The organism is Psychrilyobacter atlanticus DSM 19335, from assembly GCF_000426625.1.
GTDB classification, from domain to species: domain Bacteria; phylum Fusobacteriota; class Fusobacteriia; order Fusobacteriales; family Fusobacteriaceae; genus Psychrilyobacter; species Psychrilyobacter atlanticus.
In genome coordinates this window covers 1,546,160-1,564,135 of sequence record NZ_KE384547.1, presented here as the reverse complement: position 1 = coordinate 1,564,135, position 17,976 = coordinate 1,546,160, and the positions used below count along the sequence as shown (strand labels likewise).

Annotated in this window: 20 protein-coding genes; 18 read left to right on the top strand and 2 right to left on the bottom strand. The window is 33.0% G+C overall.

All coding sequences use genetic code 11. The features are described 5' to 3' along the window. Positions 1–3: 3 nt before the first annotated feature. The 18 genes from K337_RS0108035 (at position 4) to K337_RS0107950 (ending at position 15,270) form a co-directional block, all read left to right on the top strand. Positions 4–765: an acyl-CoA dehydratase activase gene (locus K337_RS0108035; RefSeq protein WP_028856140.1), complete on the top strand. Its 762-nt coding sequence runs from the start codon at positions 4–6 to the stop codon at positions 763–765. 22 nt (positions 766–787) lie between these two features. Further along, positions 788–1,231: a rhodanese-like domain-containing protein gene (locus K337_RS18040; RefSeq protein WP_028856139.1), complete on the top strand. Its 444-nt coding sequence runs from the start codon at positions 788–790 to the stop codon at positions 1,229–1,231. Positions 1,232–1,443: 212 nt separating this feature from the next. Further along, complete coding sequence (locus tag K337_RS0108025; protein WP_028856138.1) at positions 1,444–2,607, top strand: double-cubane-cluster-containing anaerobic reductase; 1,164 nt, start codon at positions 1,444–1,446, stop codon at positions 2,605–2,607. Positions 2,608–2,763: 156 nt separating this feature from the next. After that, the gene (locus K337_RS0108020; RefSeq protein ID WP_028856137.1) at positions 2,764–4,119 is read left to right on the top strand and encodes a Na+/H+ antiporter NhaC family protein; all 1,356 of its coding nucleotides are present in this window, start codon (positions 2,764–2,766) and stop codon (positions 4,117–4,119) included. Between the two features lie 63 nt (positions 4,120–4,182). Next, positions 4,183–5,562, top strand: coding sequence for a rhodanese-like domain-containing protein (locus K337_RS18035; protein WP_051251673.1), 1,380 nt, complete (start codon positions 4,183–4,185; stop codon positions 5,560–5,562). Between the two features lie 14 nt (positions 5,563–5,576). Continuing rightward, complete coding sequence (locus tag K337_RS0108010; RefSeq protein WP_037029262.1) at positions 5,577–6,734, top strand: double-cubane-cluster-containing anaerobic reductase; 1,158 nt, start codon at positions 5,577–5,579, stop codon at positions 6,732–6,734. 185 nt (positions 6,735–6,919) lie between these two features. Then, complete coding sequence (locus K337_RS0108005; protein WP_028856135.1) at positions 6,920–8,263, top strand: sulfurtransferase; 1,344 nt, start codon at positions 6,920–6,922, stop codon at positions 8,261–8,263. Between the two features lie 347 nt (positions 8,264–8,610). Then, the gene (locus tag K337_RS19160) at positions 8,611–9,330 is read left to right on the top strand and encodes a LysM peptidoglycan-binding domain-containing protein (protein WP_169712883.1); all 720 of its coding nucleotides are present in this window, start codon (positions 8,611–8,613) and stop codon (positions 9,328–9,330) included. Positions 9,331–9,639: 309 nt separating this feature from the next. Continuing rightward, entirely contained in the window at positions 9,640–10,203 is a 564-nt protein-coding gene (hpt, locus tag K337_RS0107995) for a hypoxanthine phosphoribosyltransferase (protein WP_245584873.1), read from the top strand. 14 nt (positions 10,204–10,217) lie between these two features. Next, complete coding sequence (gene hpt, locus K337_RS0107990) at positions 10,218–10,751, top strand: hypoxanthine phosphoribosyltransferase (protein WP_028856133.1); 534 nt, start codon at positions 10,218–10,220, stop codon at positions 10,749–10,751. A 22-nt stretch (positions 10,752–10,773) separates the two neighbouring features. After that, positions 10,774–11,568, top strand: a complete 795-nt coding sequence (rsmA, locus tag K337_RS0107985) for a 16S rRNA (adenine(1518)-N(6)/adenine(1519)-N(6))-dimethyltransferase RsmA (RefSeq protein WP_028856132.1) — start codon at positions 10,774–10,776, stop codon at positions 11,566–11,568. A gap of 93 nt (positions 11,569–11,661) precedes the next feature. Then, positions 11,662–11,904, top strand: a complete 243-nt coding sequence (locus K337_RS0107980) for a DUF4911 domain-containing protein (RefSeq protein WP_028856131.1) — start codon at positions 11,662–11,664, stop codon at positions 11,902–11,904. Between the two features lie 37 nt (positions 11,905–11,941). Continuing rightward, the gene (locus tag K337_RS0107975) at positions 11,942–12,349 is read left to right on the top strand and encodes an acyl-CoA thioesterase (protein WP_028856130.1); all 408 of its coding nucleotides are present in this window, start codon (positions 11,942–11,944) and stop codon (positions 12,347–12,349) included. 84 nt (positions 12,350–12,433) lie between these two features. Further along, entirely contained in the window at positions 12,434–12,673 is a 240-nt protein-coding gene (locus K337_RS0107970; RefSeq protein ID WP_028856129.1) for a KH domain-containing protein, read from the top strand. A gap of 15 nt (positions 12,674–12,688) precedes the next feature. Further along, positions 12,689–13,192, top strand: a complete 504-nt coding sequence (rimM, locus tag K337_RS0107965; RefSeq protein WP_028856128.1) for a ribosome maturation factor RimM — start codon at positions 12,689–12,691, stop codon at positions 13,190–13,192. Continuing rightward, the gene (gene trmD, locus K337_RS0107960; protein ID WP_028856127.1) at positions 13,189–13,902 is read left to right on the top strand and encodes a tRNA (guanosine(37)-N1)-methyltransferase TrmD; all 714 of its coding nucleotides are present in this window, start codon (positions 13,189–13,191) and stop codon (positions 13,900–13,902) included. Before rimM ends, trmD begins: the two co-directional genes overlap by 4 nt. A gap of 197 nt (positions 13,903–14,099) precedes the next feature. Then, complete coding sequence (locus tag K337_RS0107955; RefSeq protein ID WP_028856126.1) at positions 14,100–14,621, top strand: gamma carbonic anhydrase family protein; 522 nt, start codon at positions 14,100–14,102, stop codon at positions 14,619–14,621. Between the two features lie 85 nt (positions 14,622–14,706). After that, positions 14,707–15,270, top strand: coding sequence for an RNA methyltransferase (locus K337_RS0107950; RefSeq protein ID WP_028856125.1), 564 nt, complete (start codon positions 14,707–14,709; stop codon positions 15,268–15,270). A gap of 116 nt (positions 15,271–15,386) precedes the next feature. Here K337_RS0107950 and K337_RS0107945 read toward each other — a convergent pair whose 3' ends face one another. Continuing rightward, on the bottom strand, positions 15,387–17,153 hold the full coding sequence (locus K337_RS0107945; RefSeq protein WP_028856124.1) for an aminopeptidase P family protein: 1,767 nt from the start codon (positions 17,151–17,153) through the stop codon (positions 15,387–15,389). Positions 17,154–17,405: 252 nt separating this feature from the next. Then, positions 17,406–17,975 carry a chalcone isomerase family protein gene (locus tag K337_RS0107940; RefSeq protein ID WP_028856123.1) on the bottom strand — a complete coding sequence of 190 codons (570 nt, stop codon included), beginning with the start codon at positions 17,973–17,975 and terminating at the stop codon, positions 17,406–17,408. Position 17,976 lies beyond the last annotated feature (1 nt).

Below are 17,976 nucleotides of genomic sequence, written 5' to 3'. Positions count from 1 at the left end.
GCAATGTATCAAATTGGAATAGATATTGGATCTACAGCAGCCAAGGTTGCGGTTATGAAAAAAACAGACATCTTGGAAACTTTTGTTCTGCCAACGGGGTGGAGCAGTATAGATACCGCTAATAATATAAAAAAAAGATTGAGTGATATGGGGGTAGAAGAATCAAACTCTAAAGTTGTTGCTACAGGTTATGGAAGGGTTTCAGTTCCATTTGCTGATAAGACAATTACAGAAATAACCTGTCATGCAGTAGGGGCAAAACACTTTATTGGAGAGAATACAACAGTTGTAGACATTGGAGGACAGGATACCAAGGTTATTTCATTAGAAGATGGCGTGGTTAAAGATTTTACCATGAATGATAAATGCTCTGCCGGAACAGGTAAATTTATAGAGGTTATGTCAAACTCTCTAGGGGTAGATATAGATACTTTGACAGATTTAGCCAGGGAAGGTAATGGAATAGAGATAACTTCTATGTGTACTGTTTTTGCTGAATCAGAGGTTATAAGCCTTATCGGAAGAGGAGAGAAAAGAGAAAATATAGCATTTGGAATAGTGGATTCTGTAATAAAAAAAGTAAATTCATTGTGTTCAAGACACGGGGAATCAGAGGCATACTTCCTTACAGGCGGACTTTCAAGAAATCCATATATATTGGATGAGCTGTCTAAAGCTATGGGAAAAAAAGTTGTAACCCATGAATTGGGAAGATATGCAGGAGCTATCGGAGCTGCTATTTTGGCTAAAAAAATAAAGAAGTAAAAAAATAAAGGGGGAAGATAAAATGAAAAAATTATTATTGGTTTTAGGAATTATGGTTGTGATGGCAGTTCAAGTAATGGCATCAAATGGAATTAAAATTGTGGACATGAACTATGTAACGGAAAGATTAAATACTGAAAATGTAGTCATTATAGATGTGAGAAGTGAAGAGGTATACAATGGGAAAACACCTGGAAGAGGAATAAAAGGTGGACATATTTCAGGAGCAATAAATGTACCTTTGGACACATTTATGGATATAGAAGATGATTCAGCAAAACTAGAACTCCTCAGGTCTAAAGGGGTGGATATGAAAACTAAAATTATTACTTATTGTAATACAGGTAGAAAAAGTCAGGTTTTAGCAGAAGAATTAGTAAGGTTGGGATATTCTGATGTAAATAATTATAAGGGAAGTATGAAAGAGTGGGGAGGAGTTTCTACAAATATAGTTGTAGTTAAATAACTAAAAATAGAAACTTTTAGAGAGTAGTTATGATAAAAGAGGGAGAGGTGGATACCACCAATTTTCACCCCCCTCTATTTTTTCTGCAAATATTTAGATAAAAAAGCAAAATGATGGTGTATTCAATTAGTTAAAGGGGTTTCATAAACTTGATTAATTAAGAAAATTATAATTATTTAGATAATAAAAAATAAACTTTAGGGGGATAAAAAATGAAAAAATTAAATGAAAATAGCTTACCGGAAAAATTTGAGGAATTCGGGGAAAAAAGAAGGGATGGATTTCTTACTGTAAAGGAATTTAAAGACAGAGGTGAAAATGTTGTGGGAACTTTTTGTACATATACTCCAAAGGAAGTTATATATGCAGCCAATGCTCATCCTATATCACTTTGTTCTGTCAGTGAGGAGACTATTCCGGCAGCGGAAAAGCATCTGCCAAAAAATCTATGTCCACTTGTAAAAGCCAGTTATGGATTTGCTCTTACTGATAAATGTCCGTATATGTATTTTGCCGATATGGTAGTTGGGGAAACGACTTGTGACGGGAAAAAGAAGATGTATGAACTCTTAGGAGAGATAAAAGATACCCATGTAATGCAGCTGCCACAGACCCAGGATAAGGAACATGCAATGGATCTTTGGAAGAGTGAGATCAGGTTTTTAATAAAGAAATTAGAGAATAAATTTGATGTAAAGGTTACAGAAGAGGGATTAAAAGAATCGATCAAATCATGCAATGAAGATAGAAGATTATTAAAGGAGTTCCACGAACTTGGGAAGATAAAACCATCGGTTATATCAGGATTTGATATGTTTACTGTTTTAAATGGTGCCAACTATACATTTGATAAGGAAAAGATGAGAAGTAATGTAAGGGAACTTATAGGAGATTTAAAGAAAAAACAGGCAGAAAATAATAGTACATATACAGAAACAACGCCAAGAATACTGGTAACAGGATGTCCTATAGGTGGAGTTGCTGAAAAAGTTATAAAAGCCATTGAAGACGCAGGAGCTGTAGTAGTAGCATTGGAAAACTGTCAGGGATATAAGGAACTTCATGAGGAAGTAGATGAAACTATAGATCCTGTAGAAGCTATTGCCAAGAAATATCTAAATATTCCATGTTCTGTAATGACTCCAAATAAAGGGAGGGAAGAGTTATTAAAAGATATGGTAGATGAATATAAGGTAGATGGTGTAGTAGATATGATCCTTCAAGCCTGTCATACCTATAGTATCGAAAGTCATAGCATAAAAAGATTTTTGACAAAGGAAAGAAATGTTCCATATATTGCTCTTGAAACAGATTATTCTACAGGAGATGCAGGACAGATAAAAACAAGGATGGAAGCATTTGTTGAGATGCTGTAAGAATTGAAATTAAAACAAATCGATGTTAAAAAAAGTTTTTGAATTTTTTTAATACTACAGGAGTATCATTGATAATTTAAGTTCATCTTATTTGAGGTAAGAGGAACTTAAATCTATTACTTAACTATATTTGAAATACAAAATACAGGGGGAGTTATGAAACAGGAAAATATAAAAGGGAGTTTTAAGGGGTTGATACCTTTCTTTATCTTTATTGGTCTTTATTTAGGAAGCGGTTTGGTTCTCCAATCCCAGGGTGTAGAGTTAGCATTTTATCAGCTGCCTGCTCCTATTGCGGCATTTGCAGGAATTGTCAGTGCGTTTATTCTTTTTAAAGGAACGATTACTGAGAAATTTAATACATTTATCAGCGGATGTGGTCACCAAGATATAGTAATCATGTGTATAATTTATTTACTTGCCGGGGCATTTGCCGGAGTATCTAAGGCCATGGGAGGAGTGGATTCCACGGTTAATCTGGGACTTACTTACATTCCTGCAGAGTATATAGCTGCTGGATTATTTATTATAGCTGGATTTATTTCCACAGCTACAGGAACTTCAATAGGAGCCATTGTTGCTATTGCTCCTATAGCTGTAGGATTAGCTGAAAAGGGAGGTCTCTCTCTGCCATTGGTTCTTGCAGCAGTTATGGGTGGAGCTATGTTAGGAGATAATCTTTCGATAATTTCAGATACTACGATTGCTGCGACGAGAACACAAGGTGTAGAGATGAAGGATAAATTTAGGGTGAATATCTTAATTACGGCTCCTGCAGCGGTTATTACCATAATACTCTTAATTGTTTTTGGAAGACCAGAAGTCTTGCCTGAAGTTCAAAACTATGATTTCAATTTAATTAAAATTTTGCCTTATATCTTTGTATTGGTATTTTCTTTGATAGGGCTGAATGTTTTCACTGTTTTAACCGGAGGAATTGCTCTTTCAGGAATACTAGGGTTTGTCTATGGAAGTTTTAATTTTCTTGGTTTTTCAAAGGAGATTTATAATGGATTTACAGGGATGAATGAGATCTTTCTTCTTTCTTTCCTTACAGGTGGTCTGGCTACTATGGTTGCTAAAGCAGGAGGGATTCAGTGGCTCCTTGATAAGATACAAAAAAGTATTAGAGGGCCTAAAACTGCACAGTTAGGGATAGGGGCATTGGTAGGACTTACAGATATGGCTATTGCTAACAATACTGTTGCCATCATTATAAATGGTCCTATAGCTAAAAAGCTATGTAGAAAATATGATGTAGATCCGAGAAAAAGTTCTGCAATCTTAGACATTTTCTCATGTATAGCCCAGGGGTTTATTCCATATGGAGCACAGATGCTTATTTTAGTTGGATTTGCAGGTGGAAAGGTAACACCACTAGAAGTTATGCCGCTATTATGGTATCAACAGTTACTATTGATATCTGTGATAATTTCAACTCATATACCTTTTGCAGATGGTCTAATGAGGAAAAAACCATGGGTATGGGAAGCAGATATAGAAAAGGGGTAGAATTGTTCTTTTGAATAATTTTGTATTAAGGTAGAGACACTATAAAACACACTAGGGGGGGAAATGAAAAAAAGGGATAAAAAAAATATAAATGTATTTATAATCACTATTTTGATAATTTTAGGTTCTGTAAATTATGGGTGCAGAAGAGCTCCTGTTAAAGAGGTAAGCAATCAAGACGCCATAAAGGCAGTAACTAAAGAATATATAAATTTAAATCTTAAAAGTGATGATTTTATAATAATCGATACTAGAACAGATGAGGAATTTAACGGGTGGAGTTTAAATGAAGGAATAAAAGGCGGACATATTCCAGGCGCTATAAACCTTTCTGCTAAATTATTAGAGGGATTAAATAATGATGAAATGAAAAAGATATTTGAAAAAAATGGATTATCACCAGAAAAAAATATAGTTGTATATTCTAATTACGGGAAAAAAAGTTTAAAACTTTATAATACCTTAAAAAAGTCAGGTTATAAAAATATAGCTAATTATGAAGGCGGTATGCAGGACTGGAGCAGTGATAATTCTTTAGAGGTGGAAAAGTTAAAGAACTATGAAAAATTGGTCTATCCTCAGTGGATTAAGGATTTAACAGAAGGGAAAGAAGTAAAAAATTATGATGGAAGGGAATATATCATTGTAAATGTAAACTATGAACAAAAAAAAGAATATAAAAAAGGACATATAAAAGGTGCTATTTATATAGATACAAACGATATAGAAAGTTTACCTCTTTGGAATGTGGTTTCAGATGAGAAAATAAAAAAATTATTAAATGAAACAGGGATAACGAAGGATAAAATGGTTATAGTTTATAGCGATGAAGCTATGGCATCAGGTAGATTAGCGCATGTTCTTATGTATGCAGGGGTTGAAGATGTCAGAATAATTAATTCTAATATAAAAGGATTGATAGATGCTGGATTATCTCTGGAGAAAGGCGAGAATATTTGGGTTTCAGACGGTGATTTTGGTGGACAGATACCTATGCACCCGGAATATACAAAAAGTTTAGAAGAAGCAAAAGAATTAGTTGAAGATCCCAATGGAAGATTGGTAGCAGTAGTTTCATGGGAAGAATATGCAGGAATAAATAATGGAGGGTATTCTTATTTCACTGAAAAGGGTCGTATACCGGAGTCTGTATTCGGGCACGGTGGTTCAGATGGATATCACTCAGAAGATTTTGTGGATTCTGACGGGACAATGAGGGACTATACCCAAATACAAAAAATGTGGAAAGAATGGGATATCAAAGCTGAAAATGAATCTTCTTTTTTCTGTGCCACAGGGTGGAGAGGAGCATTAGCTTTCTTTGATGCTTATTTAATGGGATGGGAAAACGTGAGTGTATATGACGGAGGATTCTACGAGTGGATACAAGATCCTAAAAACCCTATCGTAACAGGAGATCCTAGAGGAAATAAAAAACTATAAAAAGGGGAGCAGCGATGAAAGACATCAATAAATTACCAGAAAATTTTCAAGATTTTGAAGAAGCCAGACGAGATGGTTTTTTGACTATAAAAGAACTCAAAGACAGCGGGAAACATATAGTAGGGACATTTTGTACCTATACACCTAAGGAATTAATCTATGCAGCAGGAGCTGTCCCAGTATCACTTTGCTCATTAAGTGAAGAAACTATACCGGCAGCAGAGAAACACCTGCCTAAAAACTTATGTCCATTAATAAAAGCCAGTTATGGTTATGCTCTCACGGATAAATGTCCCTATATGTATTTTTCGGATATGATTGTAGGGGAAACAACGTGTGACGGAAAAAAGAAGATGTATGAACTCTTGGGAGAGTTAAAAGACACCTATGTAATGCAGCTCCCCCAGACTCAGGATAAAGAGAGAGGGTTAGATCTTTGGAAAGAGGAAATATCCAGATTTAAGGAAAAATTAGAGAAAAAATTTGAAACATCTATCTCAAAGGAAAAAATATCAGAGGCAATCTCCCAGATTAATGATGAGAGAAAACTTCTAAAGGAGTTTTATAGCCTGGGGAAACTAACTCCTCCGCCTCTTTCAGGGTATGAGATGCATAAGGTTTTGAATGGTGTAAGTTATACCTTTGATAAGAAACTGCAAAATGAAAAAATTAGAGAAATAATAGAAAATTTAAAGGAGATTGACAGGAATAACAGTTCTAAGGTTTCTGTGAAAGCACCGAGAATATTAATTACAGGATGTCCTATAGGGGGAGTAGCAGAAAAAATAATAAAACCTATTGAGGATGCAGGAGCCGTGGTAGTTACATATGAAAATTGTGGTGGCGCTAAGAACTTAGATAGGCTTGTGGATGAAACGATAGAGCCTATCCAGGCACTGGCGGAAAAATATTTATCTATTCCCTGTTCTGTTATGTCGCCGAATACAGATAGAGAAGATCTTTTAAAGAGACTTATCGAGGAATATCAGGTAGATGGAGTTGTAGAAGTAATTCTTCAAGCCTGCCATACTTATAGTGTAGAAACTCACATGATAAAAAGAGTTGTAACTAAGGAAAAAGACGTTCCGTATATGTCCCTTGAAACAGACTATTCAATTGGGGATACAGGGCAGATAAAAACAAGGATAGAGGCATTTATAGAGATGTTGTAGAAAACTAAAATCTAGACAATTGAACGAGGTTATGCACACTATATCTAAATAGTGCAAATTATACCTTTGATAAAATAGAACAAAATGATAGAATAATAGATATAACTGCTGAAATGAAGGAAAAGCATGATAATGCATAAAATTTTAGAAGTTGAGACATAAAAATATAAACTGGGGTGAAGATCATGAAAAAATTGTTTGTTATACTGACACTGACGATTGGTTTAATAGGATGCGGCAGTAAAGTAGAGGAACCAAAAGATCAAGTTATTAAAAAGGGTTCTGTTAGTGTAAAGGAAGTACAAAAAGCAGAAAAAGATAAAAATATAGTTTTAATGGATACTAGAAGTTATGATGAATATAATGGTTGGGATTTAGATGGAAAAGGAATTAATGGTCATATTCCTGGAGCAGTAAATTATCCTACCAGTGCTATAAAAGACGGGGATATAGAAAAGGCTCTTGAGAGAAAAGGAATTGTAGCGGGCAATGAGATAATTCTTTATGGTAAAGAGTCTAAAACTATGGCAGCAGCTCTTATAGAAAAGGGATATACAGTATCTATCTTTGACGGAGGAGTAGATAAGTGGGCAGAAGATTCATTATCTTTTGAAAAATTAAAAAAATATGAAACTATCGTACCTGTGAGCTGGGTAAAAGATCTTTTAGAGGGAAAAAAAGTGAATCACTATGATGGAAGACCTGTAAAAGTATTTAATGTAGGATGGGGTGAAAAAGGAAAACCTCATAAAGAGGGACATATTCCAGGATCTTACTGGATGCATACAGGATGGGTAGAGGAAGGGCCTCTTTGGAACAGAGTTGATGATGTAAGAATTAAAGCTGAGATGGAAAGACAAGGGATCACAACAAATACTCTTGTGCTTATCTATGGTGACCCTCTAGCTGCTACAAGATTTGGAGTTATAGCTAAATATGCAGGGGTAGAAGATGTAAGAATGATAAATGGCGGACTTAAGGGATGGAAAGATGCAGGATATCCCGTGGAAACTGAGATGAAAACTCCAAAGCCGGCAAAAGAATTTGGTGCAGAGGTACCTCAAAACCCAGAAATTATTATAGATCTTCCTGAAGCTGTAGAGTTATTGAAAGCTGAAGATGGAGACCTTATCAGTATTAGAAGCTGGAGAGAGTATCTAGGGAAAGTTAGTGGTTATGATTATATTAAACCCAGAGGAAGAATCGAAGGAGCGAAATGGGGGATGGCAGGATCAGACCCTTGGCACTTAGAAGATTATAGAGGGATGGATCAATTTCATATGAGACCGTATACTGAGATTCAAAAGATGTGGGAAGGATTGAAAATAAATTCTAAAAATCATTTGGCATTTTATTGTGGAACAGGATGGAGAGCAAGTGAAGTATGGTTCTATGCACAGGCTATGGGTCTTCAGAGAATTTCTGTATATGATGGTGGATGGAAAGAATGGTCTGAAACAAAAGAAACACAGAAGAAAGTTTTAAAGGGTGAACCTAAAGTATTAAATGAAGAGAGTTTTATGAATTAAAAAACAGATAGTGACTTCTGCATAATGCAGGAGTCATTTTTTATTCTACAACATTACAAAACTGATATAATAAATAAAAGATTATAAAAAATTAGATTACGCCTGTCTGAATTCAATATCATGTTGTTTTTTATTTTACAAAAATAAATTTAAATGCTAAAATTTATTAAAAAATATTAATTTTTTTAATGACAATAATAAGGGGCTACTAATAAATGAAAAATAAGAACAATTATCTAAATTTGAGAAAAATTTATAAAAAAACTATCATTTTGTTATTTTTGCTTAATCTAAGTATTATTTCTTTTTCAAAAACACATCGTGTAAGACCGGGGGATACTTTAGATGTGATTAGCAGAAAATATAATATAAGTATTAGTCAGCTGCAAGCAAGAAATGATTTGGCTGCGAATAAAATTATTGCAGGAACAAATATAGATGTTGGTGGAGATGGGTATCATATTGTTGTATATGGAGAAAATCTTTCATTGATAGCATCTAGATATAATCTGACTCCTCCAAAATTAATGGCTTTAAACAATATGAAAAATCAAACTATTCATCCTAACATGAAGTTGAAAGTTTCAGGGAATTCGAGACAGAAAAATGTGGTTAAAACTACTTCAAACAATAGACCAAAAGCTTCTGGACACAGGAGTAAAAATCATTTTAGTATTAAAGAATTTGTAGACAGAGAAACTTATCGAAAATATGGGTCAAGAAGTATTTGGTTTGTAGATAAAGAGCTTATCGATCAAATGAATCAGTTAAGGGAATTGTTTGGCCGTGAGATCACAATTAATAACTGGGCAACTGGAGGTCAATTCCAGTGGAGAGGATTTAGAACTTCTAGGTCTCCAGAATATACATCTTATTCTTCTCATTCTTTTGGAAGAGCTGTAGATTTTGATGTCAAAGGACTTTCGGCTGCCCAGGCCAGGAAAAAAATTATTGGATGGTATAACGAGGGAATTTTAATCTCTAAATCAATAAGTCTGGAAACAGAAGTCTCATGGGTACATCTAGATATTAGAAATGGAGGAGGGCTGAGAACTTTCAAGCCATAAAAGTTAATATGGGTATTTTTTAGGAGATGATAGAGTTGTCATCTCCTATTTTTATACTTAACCAATAATAAATTTTTAGCTCTATATCTTTCTGTTATTTACATAAAACAAAGTTTTTATGTTTATTTTGTTTACATTTTGCTTCATTCGTCATGAAAAAAGACGTTTGTGAATAAAAAACTGAGTGTATTAATCATGAAAAAACAAAAATGAAATGTGTGAGTATTATATTTTAAAATATAATATTGAAAAAAACTAAGAATTAATGGTAAAATATGAGGTAAATTATTAACTTTAGGAGGAAATAAATTGAATAAAAAGCCTTGGGATAAAGGAATTGCCACAAAAATGCTTACAGAGGACCAAATTGCTGCAAGAGTTGCTGAGTTAGGAGCTCAAATCACAAAAGATTTTAAAGAGAAAGAGGAAGATATAATCGTAGTATGTTTATTAAAGGGATCGATTATATTTATGGCAGACCTTTGTAGAAAAATTGAATTACCACTAAAGATGGATTTTATGACTGTATCTAGTTATGGAAATGAATTTGTATCAACAAGAGAAGTTAAGATCAAAAAAGATTTAGATGAAAATATCATGGGGAAACATGTAATCGTAGTAGAAGATATAATTGATTCAGGAAATACATTGAAAACTGTATTAAAGATGTTAGGACATAGAGGACCTAAATCAGTATCACTATGTACACTTTTAAACAAACCTTCTAGAAGGGAAGTTGAGATTGATGTACAATATATTGGTTTTGAAATAGAGGATGAGTTCGTATTAGGTTATGGATTAGACTATATGCAAGAATATAGAAACATCCCTTACGTAGGTATCATGGGAAATTTAGAAGAATTAGAAGACTAAGGAGATAATAGAAAATGAAATATTCAGTAGATGTAATGATCTCAAAAGAAGAGATCGCAGGGAAAGTAGCAGAATTAGGAGCTAGAATAAACGAAAAATATAAAAACAGTGAAGAGTTAGTATTGATCGCTCTTTTACGTGGATCAGTAATATTTATGGCAGATATTGCCCGTGAATTAAAATTAGAGAATGTAAGATTAGACTTTATGACTGTATCTAGTTATGGAAATTCTATGACTTCATCTAGAGACGTAAAGATCAAAAAAGATATTGAAGATTGTATTAAAGGTAAAGACGTTCTTATTGTAGAAGATTTAATAGATACAGGATTTACTCTGAGCAAAGTTGTTGAAATATTAAAAATCAGAGAACCAAAATCACTTAGTATTTGTACACTTTTAGACAAACCAGCTAGAAGAGAAGCAAATGTTGATGTGGAATTTTCAGGATTCCAAATTCCAGATGAATTTGTAGTAGGATATGGAATTGATTACGCAGAAAAACATAGAGAACTACCGTTTATCGGAAAAGTAACTATAGAAAAATAAACTATAGGAAAGCAGGTGAAAGATGGGATTTAAACATAAGAAAAAATATGGACAAAACTTTTTAACCAATGCAGGTCAGGTTTTAGACAGGATTATAGAAGTTTCAGATGTAAATTCTGAAGATACTATAGTGGAGATAGGACCTGGTGAGGGAGCACTTACAGAGCTATTATTGGAGCATGGAAAAAAAGTTACATGTATGGAGATAGATACAGATCTAGAAAAAATACTTAGAAGAAAATTTGATACCAACCCTAAGTTTACTTTACTTATGGGAGACGTTTTAGAGCAAAATTTTCAAGAAAAAATAGGAGAACCTATAAAGGTAGTAGCTAATATTCCTTACTATATCACTTCTCCAATTATTCATAAATTAATAGAAAATAGAAATATTATAAATGAAATTTATATAATGGTACAAAAAGAAGTAGCTGAAAGAATATGTGCAAAATCGGGAAAAGAGAGAAGTGTTCTTACACTATCTGTTGAATACTTTGGTGATGCAGAATATTTATTTACTATTCCAAAGGAAGATTTTGATCCAGTACCTAAGATTGATTCGGCATTTATGTCAATTAAACTTCGTGCTGATAATAAGTATGAAAAATTAGTAGATGAAGCTACATTTTTTAAATATGTAAAAGCAGCCTTTGCTAACAAGAGAAAAAACATACTGAATAACTTATCTAACCTAGGGTTCAGCAAGGCTGAATTAAAAGAAAAATTAGAAACTATAGGTATAGAGGGAAACAGAAGAGCTGAAGCAATAAGTATCGATGAATATATGGAGCTTATCAGAGTCTTAGAAGAAAAATAATAATTAAAGGATTGAGAATGGAGATAAAAATCCATTCTGAATTTTTTATTATGGGGTAATAAATCGCTAGAAGCGTGAAGGAGGTAAAAAATTATGATGAGAAGTTACGAGTTTTTCATTCAAACAGAAAGAAAACACATCGATTTTATAAATAAGGTAATGGAAGCTTATGAAGGTTTAGGAATAGTTAGAACTTTAGATGCTAAATTAGGAACAATAAAGATTATATCTACTGAATTTTATGCTGATGAAGTAAGAGTTGTTGTAGAAGACCTAGATAAAAATGGAGTATATGCCAAGATAACCTATGAAGGGCCTTGGAAGGGTGTATTATAAAAGAAAAATGTAAAATAAAGATCAAAAGGAGGCAATAATGGAAAAAAGTTGTCATACGATAGATCACAGAGTCTACTATAACGAAACTGACCAAATGGGAAGGGTATATCATTCAAACTATGTTATCTGGATGGAAAAGGGAAGAACTGAGTTTATTAGAACTAAGAAGATCTCTTACAAATCTTTGGAGGAAGATGGAATCTTTCTTCCTGTATCGGATATAGATATAAAATTTTTTAAAGCCATAGAATATGATATGGAATTAAAGATAAAAACTATCTTGACGGAGATAAATAGAATTAAAGTTAAATTCAGATATGAATTTTATGACAGTGGGATGGAAATTCTTTTTGGAGTTGCAAATACCACAAATATATTTACAGATAGGGATGGTAGGCCAAAAAGAGTCACTAAAGAATTAGTAGACAGGATAAAAAATAATTAAAAAAATTGATAGATATTGAACAGATAATTTAATTGAAAGATAAAAAATTATCAATTTAGCCAAAAGCCAGGGAGGAATATAAAGATGGAAAAATTAGAAGCGTTATTAAAATATATAGTTTCAGAAATGGTAAAAACACAAGATGCAATCGATATTACATATGAGGAAAAGAAAGACCTTATTGTGTTTAAAATCAGAGTAGCTGATGGTGAATTAGGGAAAGTAATCGGTAAAAACGGTCTGACTGCTAATGCTATCAGAGGAGTAATGCAGGCAGCAGCAGTAAAAGATAAATTAAATGTAAATGTAGAATTTTTAGATTAATTAGGAGGTAAGAATATGGAATTAATTTCAGTTGGAAAAATTTCAGGAACTCATCACTTAATGGGAACGGTCAAGGTTTCTTCAAACTTTGAAGACCTAAGTATAATAGTAGGATCAAAGGTCATCGTAAAAAACACCAGTGGAATGAGCAGAATATTAACAGTAACAAATATAAAAAAAATAAGTCCTAAAAGATTAGCTTTTGACTTTGAAGAAATAACTAATAAAACCGAAGGAACTGCTTTATCTGGATATTCTATCTATGTGAGAAAAGATATCTTAGGGTTGGAAGAGGATGAATATTATGCCTCTGACATCATTGGGATGATGGCTGTCACTGTAGAAGGAGAAGAATTAGGAGAAATTACTGACTTGATGGAAACAGCAGGGCATGACATCTATGTAATTGGTACAGGGAAGGAAGAGATAATGGTTCCTTCAGTAGACGAATTTGTAAAAGATATTGATTTCGAAAAAAGGGTAGTTACTTTTGATCTAATAGAGGGAATGAGACCATGAAAATAAATATTTTGACTCTTTTCCCTGCTATGTTTGCTGGATTTAAAGGTGAAAGTATAATTAAAAGAGCTATAAACAGTGGGTCACTGGAGATAAATATCATAGATATAAGAGATTATACCTTTGATAAACATAATACTGCTGATGACACTCCATTTGGTGGAGGAGCAGGTATGGTATTAAAAGCTGAGCCTATATTTAGGGCATTAGAAAATACATCTGGTAAGGTAATCTATACCTCTCCTCAAGGTGTGACCCTGAACCAAAACTTATCCAATGACCTCAGTGCTGAAGAGGAAATAACTATAATAGCAGGTCATTATGAAGGTATAGATGAAAGGGTTATAGAGGAAAAAGTAGATTTAGAGGTCTCCATTGGGGACTTTGTATTGACTGGAGGAGAGCTACCAGCCATGGTTATAGCTGATTCCATAGCCAGACTCCTACCTGGTGTAATAAAAAAAGATTCCTATGAACAGGATTCATTTTATAATGGCCTATTAGATCATCCCCACTATACTCGTCCGGCAGAAATTGACGGATTGAAAGTACCGGAAATATTACTTTCTGGACACCATAAAAATATAGAGTTGTGGAGAAAAAAGGAAAGTCTTAAAAGAACCTATCTGAGAAGACCGGATCTATTAGAGGGCAGGGAATTTACCAAGGAAGAGAAAAAGTTATTAAAAGAGATAGTAGAAGAGCTTTAAACTTTTAGGCTTTTTTATCGATCTAAAATTAATTTTCTAGGAAATCATAAAAGGAAGGTAGTTTACTGGTTTTAAGGGATGAAAAGCATAAAAGGTTTTGACTTTAATAAAAAGAATAGAAAATTGCTTTAGCAATTTTTCTATTCATATTAATTGGTGTCCCTTTAGGGAAACCTCTAAGGAAAGGATGATATATTATGATATATTCTTTAAAAGATAAAACACCAAAGATTGGAAAAAATAACTATATAGCTCCTAATGCTACTTTAGTAGGAGACATTGAATTAGGTGAAGATGTAAGTATATGGTTTGGAGCTGTACTACGTGGAGATATGAGTAAGATCACCATTGGAAACGCCTCTAATATCCAAGATAACTGCACTGTTCATGGAGATGCACCTTATCCTGTTACACTAGGAGAGGGAGTTACAGTAGGACATAATGCTATTGTCCATGGATGTACTATAGGAGATAATTGTGTGATTGGTATGGGATCTATTTTGTTAAATGGTGCAACTATACCTAAAAATTGTCTTGTAGGAGCTGGATCTGTTGTAGGAGCTAACCTAGAGATTGAAGAGGGAAGCTTAGTAATAGGAAATCCTGCTATAGTTAAGAAAAAATTATCAGATAAATATATTGAATATCTAAAGTATGCAAAGGATGTATATATAAATGATATTGATATCTATACAAAAGAATTAGAAGAACTAAAATAAAAAACTTGATCATGAACAACACTAGTTAAAAGATTAAAATAATTGGTGTCAATTAGTGGGAAAAACAGAAAAAAGGAGATAATAAATGAGAGATAATATATATTTAGGGTTAGTACACTATCCTGTATACAATAGAAACCAAGAAACAGTAGCAACATCGGTAACAAACTTCGATATCCATGACATATCTAGAAGTTGTAAAACATATGACGTAAAGGGGTACCATATAATAACTCCAGTAGATGCTCAAGTAGAGTTAACTAGTAGAGTAATAGGATACTGGAAAGATGGATTTGGTAGAAACTTCAATAAAGATAGAGAAGCAGCATTTTCTAGTACTCATGTTACTGAAAGTATTGAAAAAGCGATAGAAGAGATTGAAAAAGCTGAAGGGAAAAAACCAGTAGTTATCACAACTTCTGCAAGAGTATATGATAACTCAATCTCATATGAAGATATGAGTGAAAAGATCTACAATGATGACAATGTTTACTTGTTATTATTTGGTACAGGACATGGTTTAGTAGATGAGATCATGGATAGCTGTACTCATATCTTAGATCCAATAAGAGGTAAGACAAAGTATAATCATCTGTCAGTAAGATCGGCAGTAGCTATAATCTTAGATAGATTATTAGGAGAAAAGTAGAATTAAAAATCCCCCTATTATAAGTAGGGGGATTTCTTTTATTATTTAGAAGATTATATCCGCAGAGGGCATAATCAAAAATTCAGATTTATCTGGATGCAACGTCACGTTGCTTTTTATATTTGTCTAGTTTTTTCTTTTAACCAGTTTGTTTCACCTTCATTTAAATATGGAGACAGCTTACTAAATGTAGTGGCATGGTAGGAGTTGATCCATTCCAATTCATCGCTATTTAATAGAGCAGGATCGATAGAATTTATATCAATCGGGAAGAATGATATAGTTTCAAATTCATAAAAAGTCCCACTTTCATTGGTGAAAGCTTCCTTTACTATAACTGTATTTTCAGTACGAATACCATGTCTTCCTTCTTTATAGACACCAGGTTCAATAGTTAAGTTCATCCCTACTTCTAGTGGAAGATCATGACTCTTTCTAACAGAAAAACCTTGTGGCCCCTCATGGATGTTTAGAAAAAATCCAACTCCATGACCAGTTCCACACTTATAATCTATTCCTTCTAACCATAGTGGATATCTAGCTAACATATCCAATTTATAACCGGTAGTTCCCTTTAAGAATTTGGCTCTGCTAAGGTTAATTACACTTTTTAATACCAGAGTGAAATCTTTTTTCTGCTCAGGAGTTATATCTCCCAATGAAAATGTTCTAGTAATATCTGTAGTTCCATTGAGGTATTGACCCCCTGAATCTACCAATAAAAATCCACAAGAATCCAGAGTATATGTGTTTTTTTCATTGGCTTTAAAATGCATAAGAGCTGCATGCTCTTTGTGACCTGCAATAGTATCAAAACTTATTCCTTTAAACCCATCTATTTTTGATCTTTCATTTTTAATAATATCCTCTACATCTAGTTCAGTAAGAGGAGTTACTTTAAAATTTTCTTCAATATGTTTAAATCCTTTTAGGAGAGCTATAGAGTCATTTAAATAGCATTCTCTTGAATTTTCTATTTCTATTTCATTCTTAACAGCTTTTAAATGAGTAGTGATCTCCTTATTATGGATAGTTTTATTATTTTCAAGTAATGACTGGATATAGATACTTGTTCTTTCCGGGCTGAGATAGATATTCTTGTTTTTTAAATTAGATAGAACATCCGTAACCTCATCGTAGGATTCTAAAACTACATTATTTTCTTTAAGGTAGCTTTTAGTTTGTTCATCCAGTTTATCTAGATCTATAAATAAAGTAGTCTTATCATCTTCAATAAGTGCATATGCATAGAAAGTAGTGTTATTCAATACATCGCTTCCTCTTAGGTTAAAAGTCCATGCAATATCATCTAAAGAGCTGAGAATATAACTATCAGCCCCATGGGAATGGTATATTCCACGAATAATATCAATTTTTTGAGTAACAGACTTACCAGCATAGCAAAGATCATGAACAAATATATTCTCTTTTGGGAAACTAGGTCTGTCATCCCAGATAGATTCCAATAGGTCGTGCTGAATTTTGAAGTTGTCTTCATCAAATCCTTTTTTTAATTCATTGTAGGCAGAAACAGAGATAACTTTTCCATCAAACCCAATAATACTATCACTCTTTAGAACGCTTTTTAACCATTCAGGATAGGTAGGGACTCCATCTTGAGCCATTTTAAAAAGATCAAACCCACTTCCTTCAAGTTCTTTTTCAGCCTGGATAAAGTATCGTCCATCTGTCCAAAGACCAGCAGAATCAGAGGTGATAACAGCAGTTCCAGCACTACCTGTAAAGTTACTGATCCATCTTCTACCTTTAAAATACTCTGCCACATATTCACTTTGATGTGCATCTGAACTAGGAATAATATAAGCGTCTATCCCATTTTTACTCATTTCATCTCTAAGTTTTAAAAGTTTATCATTTAACATCTGTACCCCCTTTAGTAAATTTTAATATTTTATTCAATCCAAGTATACTCTATTTTCTAAAAGAATCAAGTCAAAATCTAATAAAAAATTAAAAAATCAAACTATATTTTATGGAAATAAAATTTGATAAAATATAGTTATAAAAAGTACCTTGAGGTTACCTCCAGACATGTACAACTTAGTTTTTTATAGTTTTCTAGACTATAAAAAAGTGATCTTTTTGGTTGAAAAGATCACTTTAATCTGTTTTACTCAATATTTTATCTCTGAACCTCCTAAAATTTCAATTTTTAGTTTTTCATCTACTGGAGTATTTCCGATCCATAGCTGGATCAATCTTCTACTGAATAGGTTTCCCTGTATAGATTTGATCAGTTTATTATTTTTATAAACTTCTACTCCTATATTGGGAATTATATTAAAGATAAATTCATCTCCTTTTTTTATTTCCTCATTAAATGTAGATAAAAAAATGTCTATCTCATCCTGAAGTTGATCCATCTCTTCTTTGGTAGAGGAGTTTTTCAATTCAGACCGGAGAGCACTTTTTAATAATCTGCGATTGATCCAGTTAGATATAATATTAAGGTGCATACTTTTAATGGTATTGGAGTTAATTATAGATACGGCATCATTTGTAGGAAATACAACATATAAAGATCCCACATATATATCCATAAAAAATTTATTTCTAGTCCCGGCACCGTTTAAAACAAGATCCTGGCCGTGGACTTTAATTTTATCCTTTAAAATTACACCATTGATTGTCTGGGAATATGAAAGTATAGAAAAAATAGACAAATACAAGATAAGTTTTTTCATA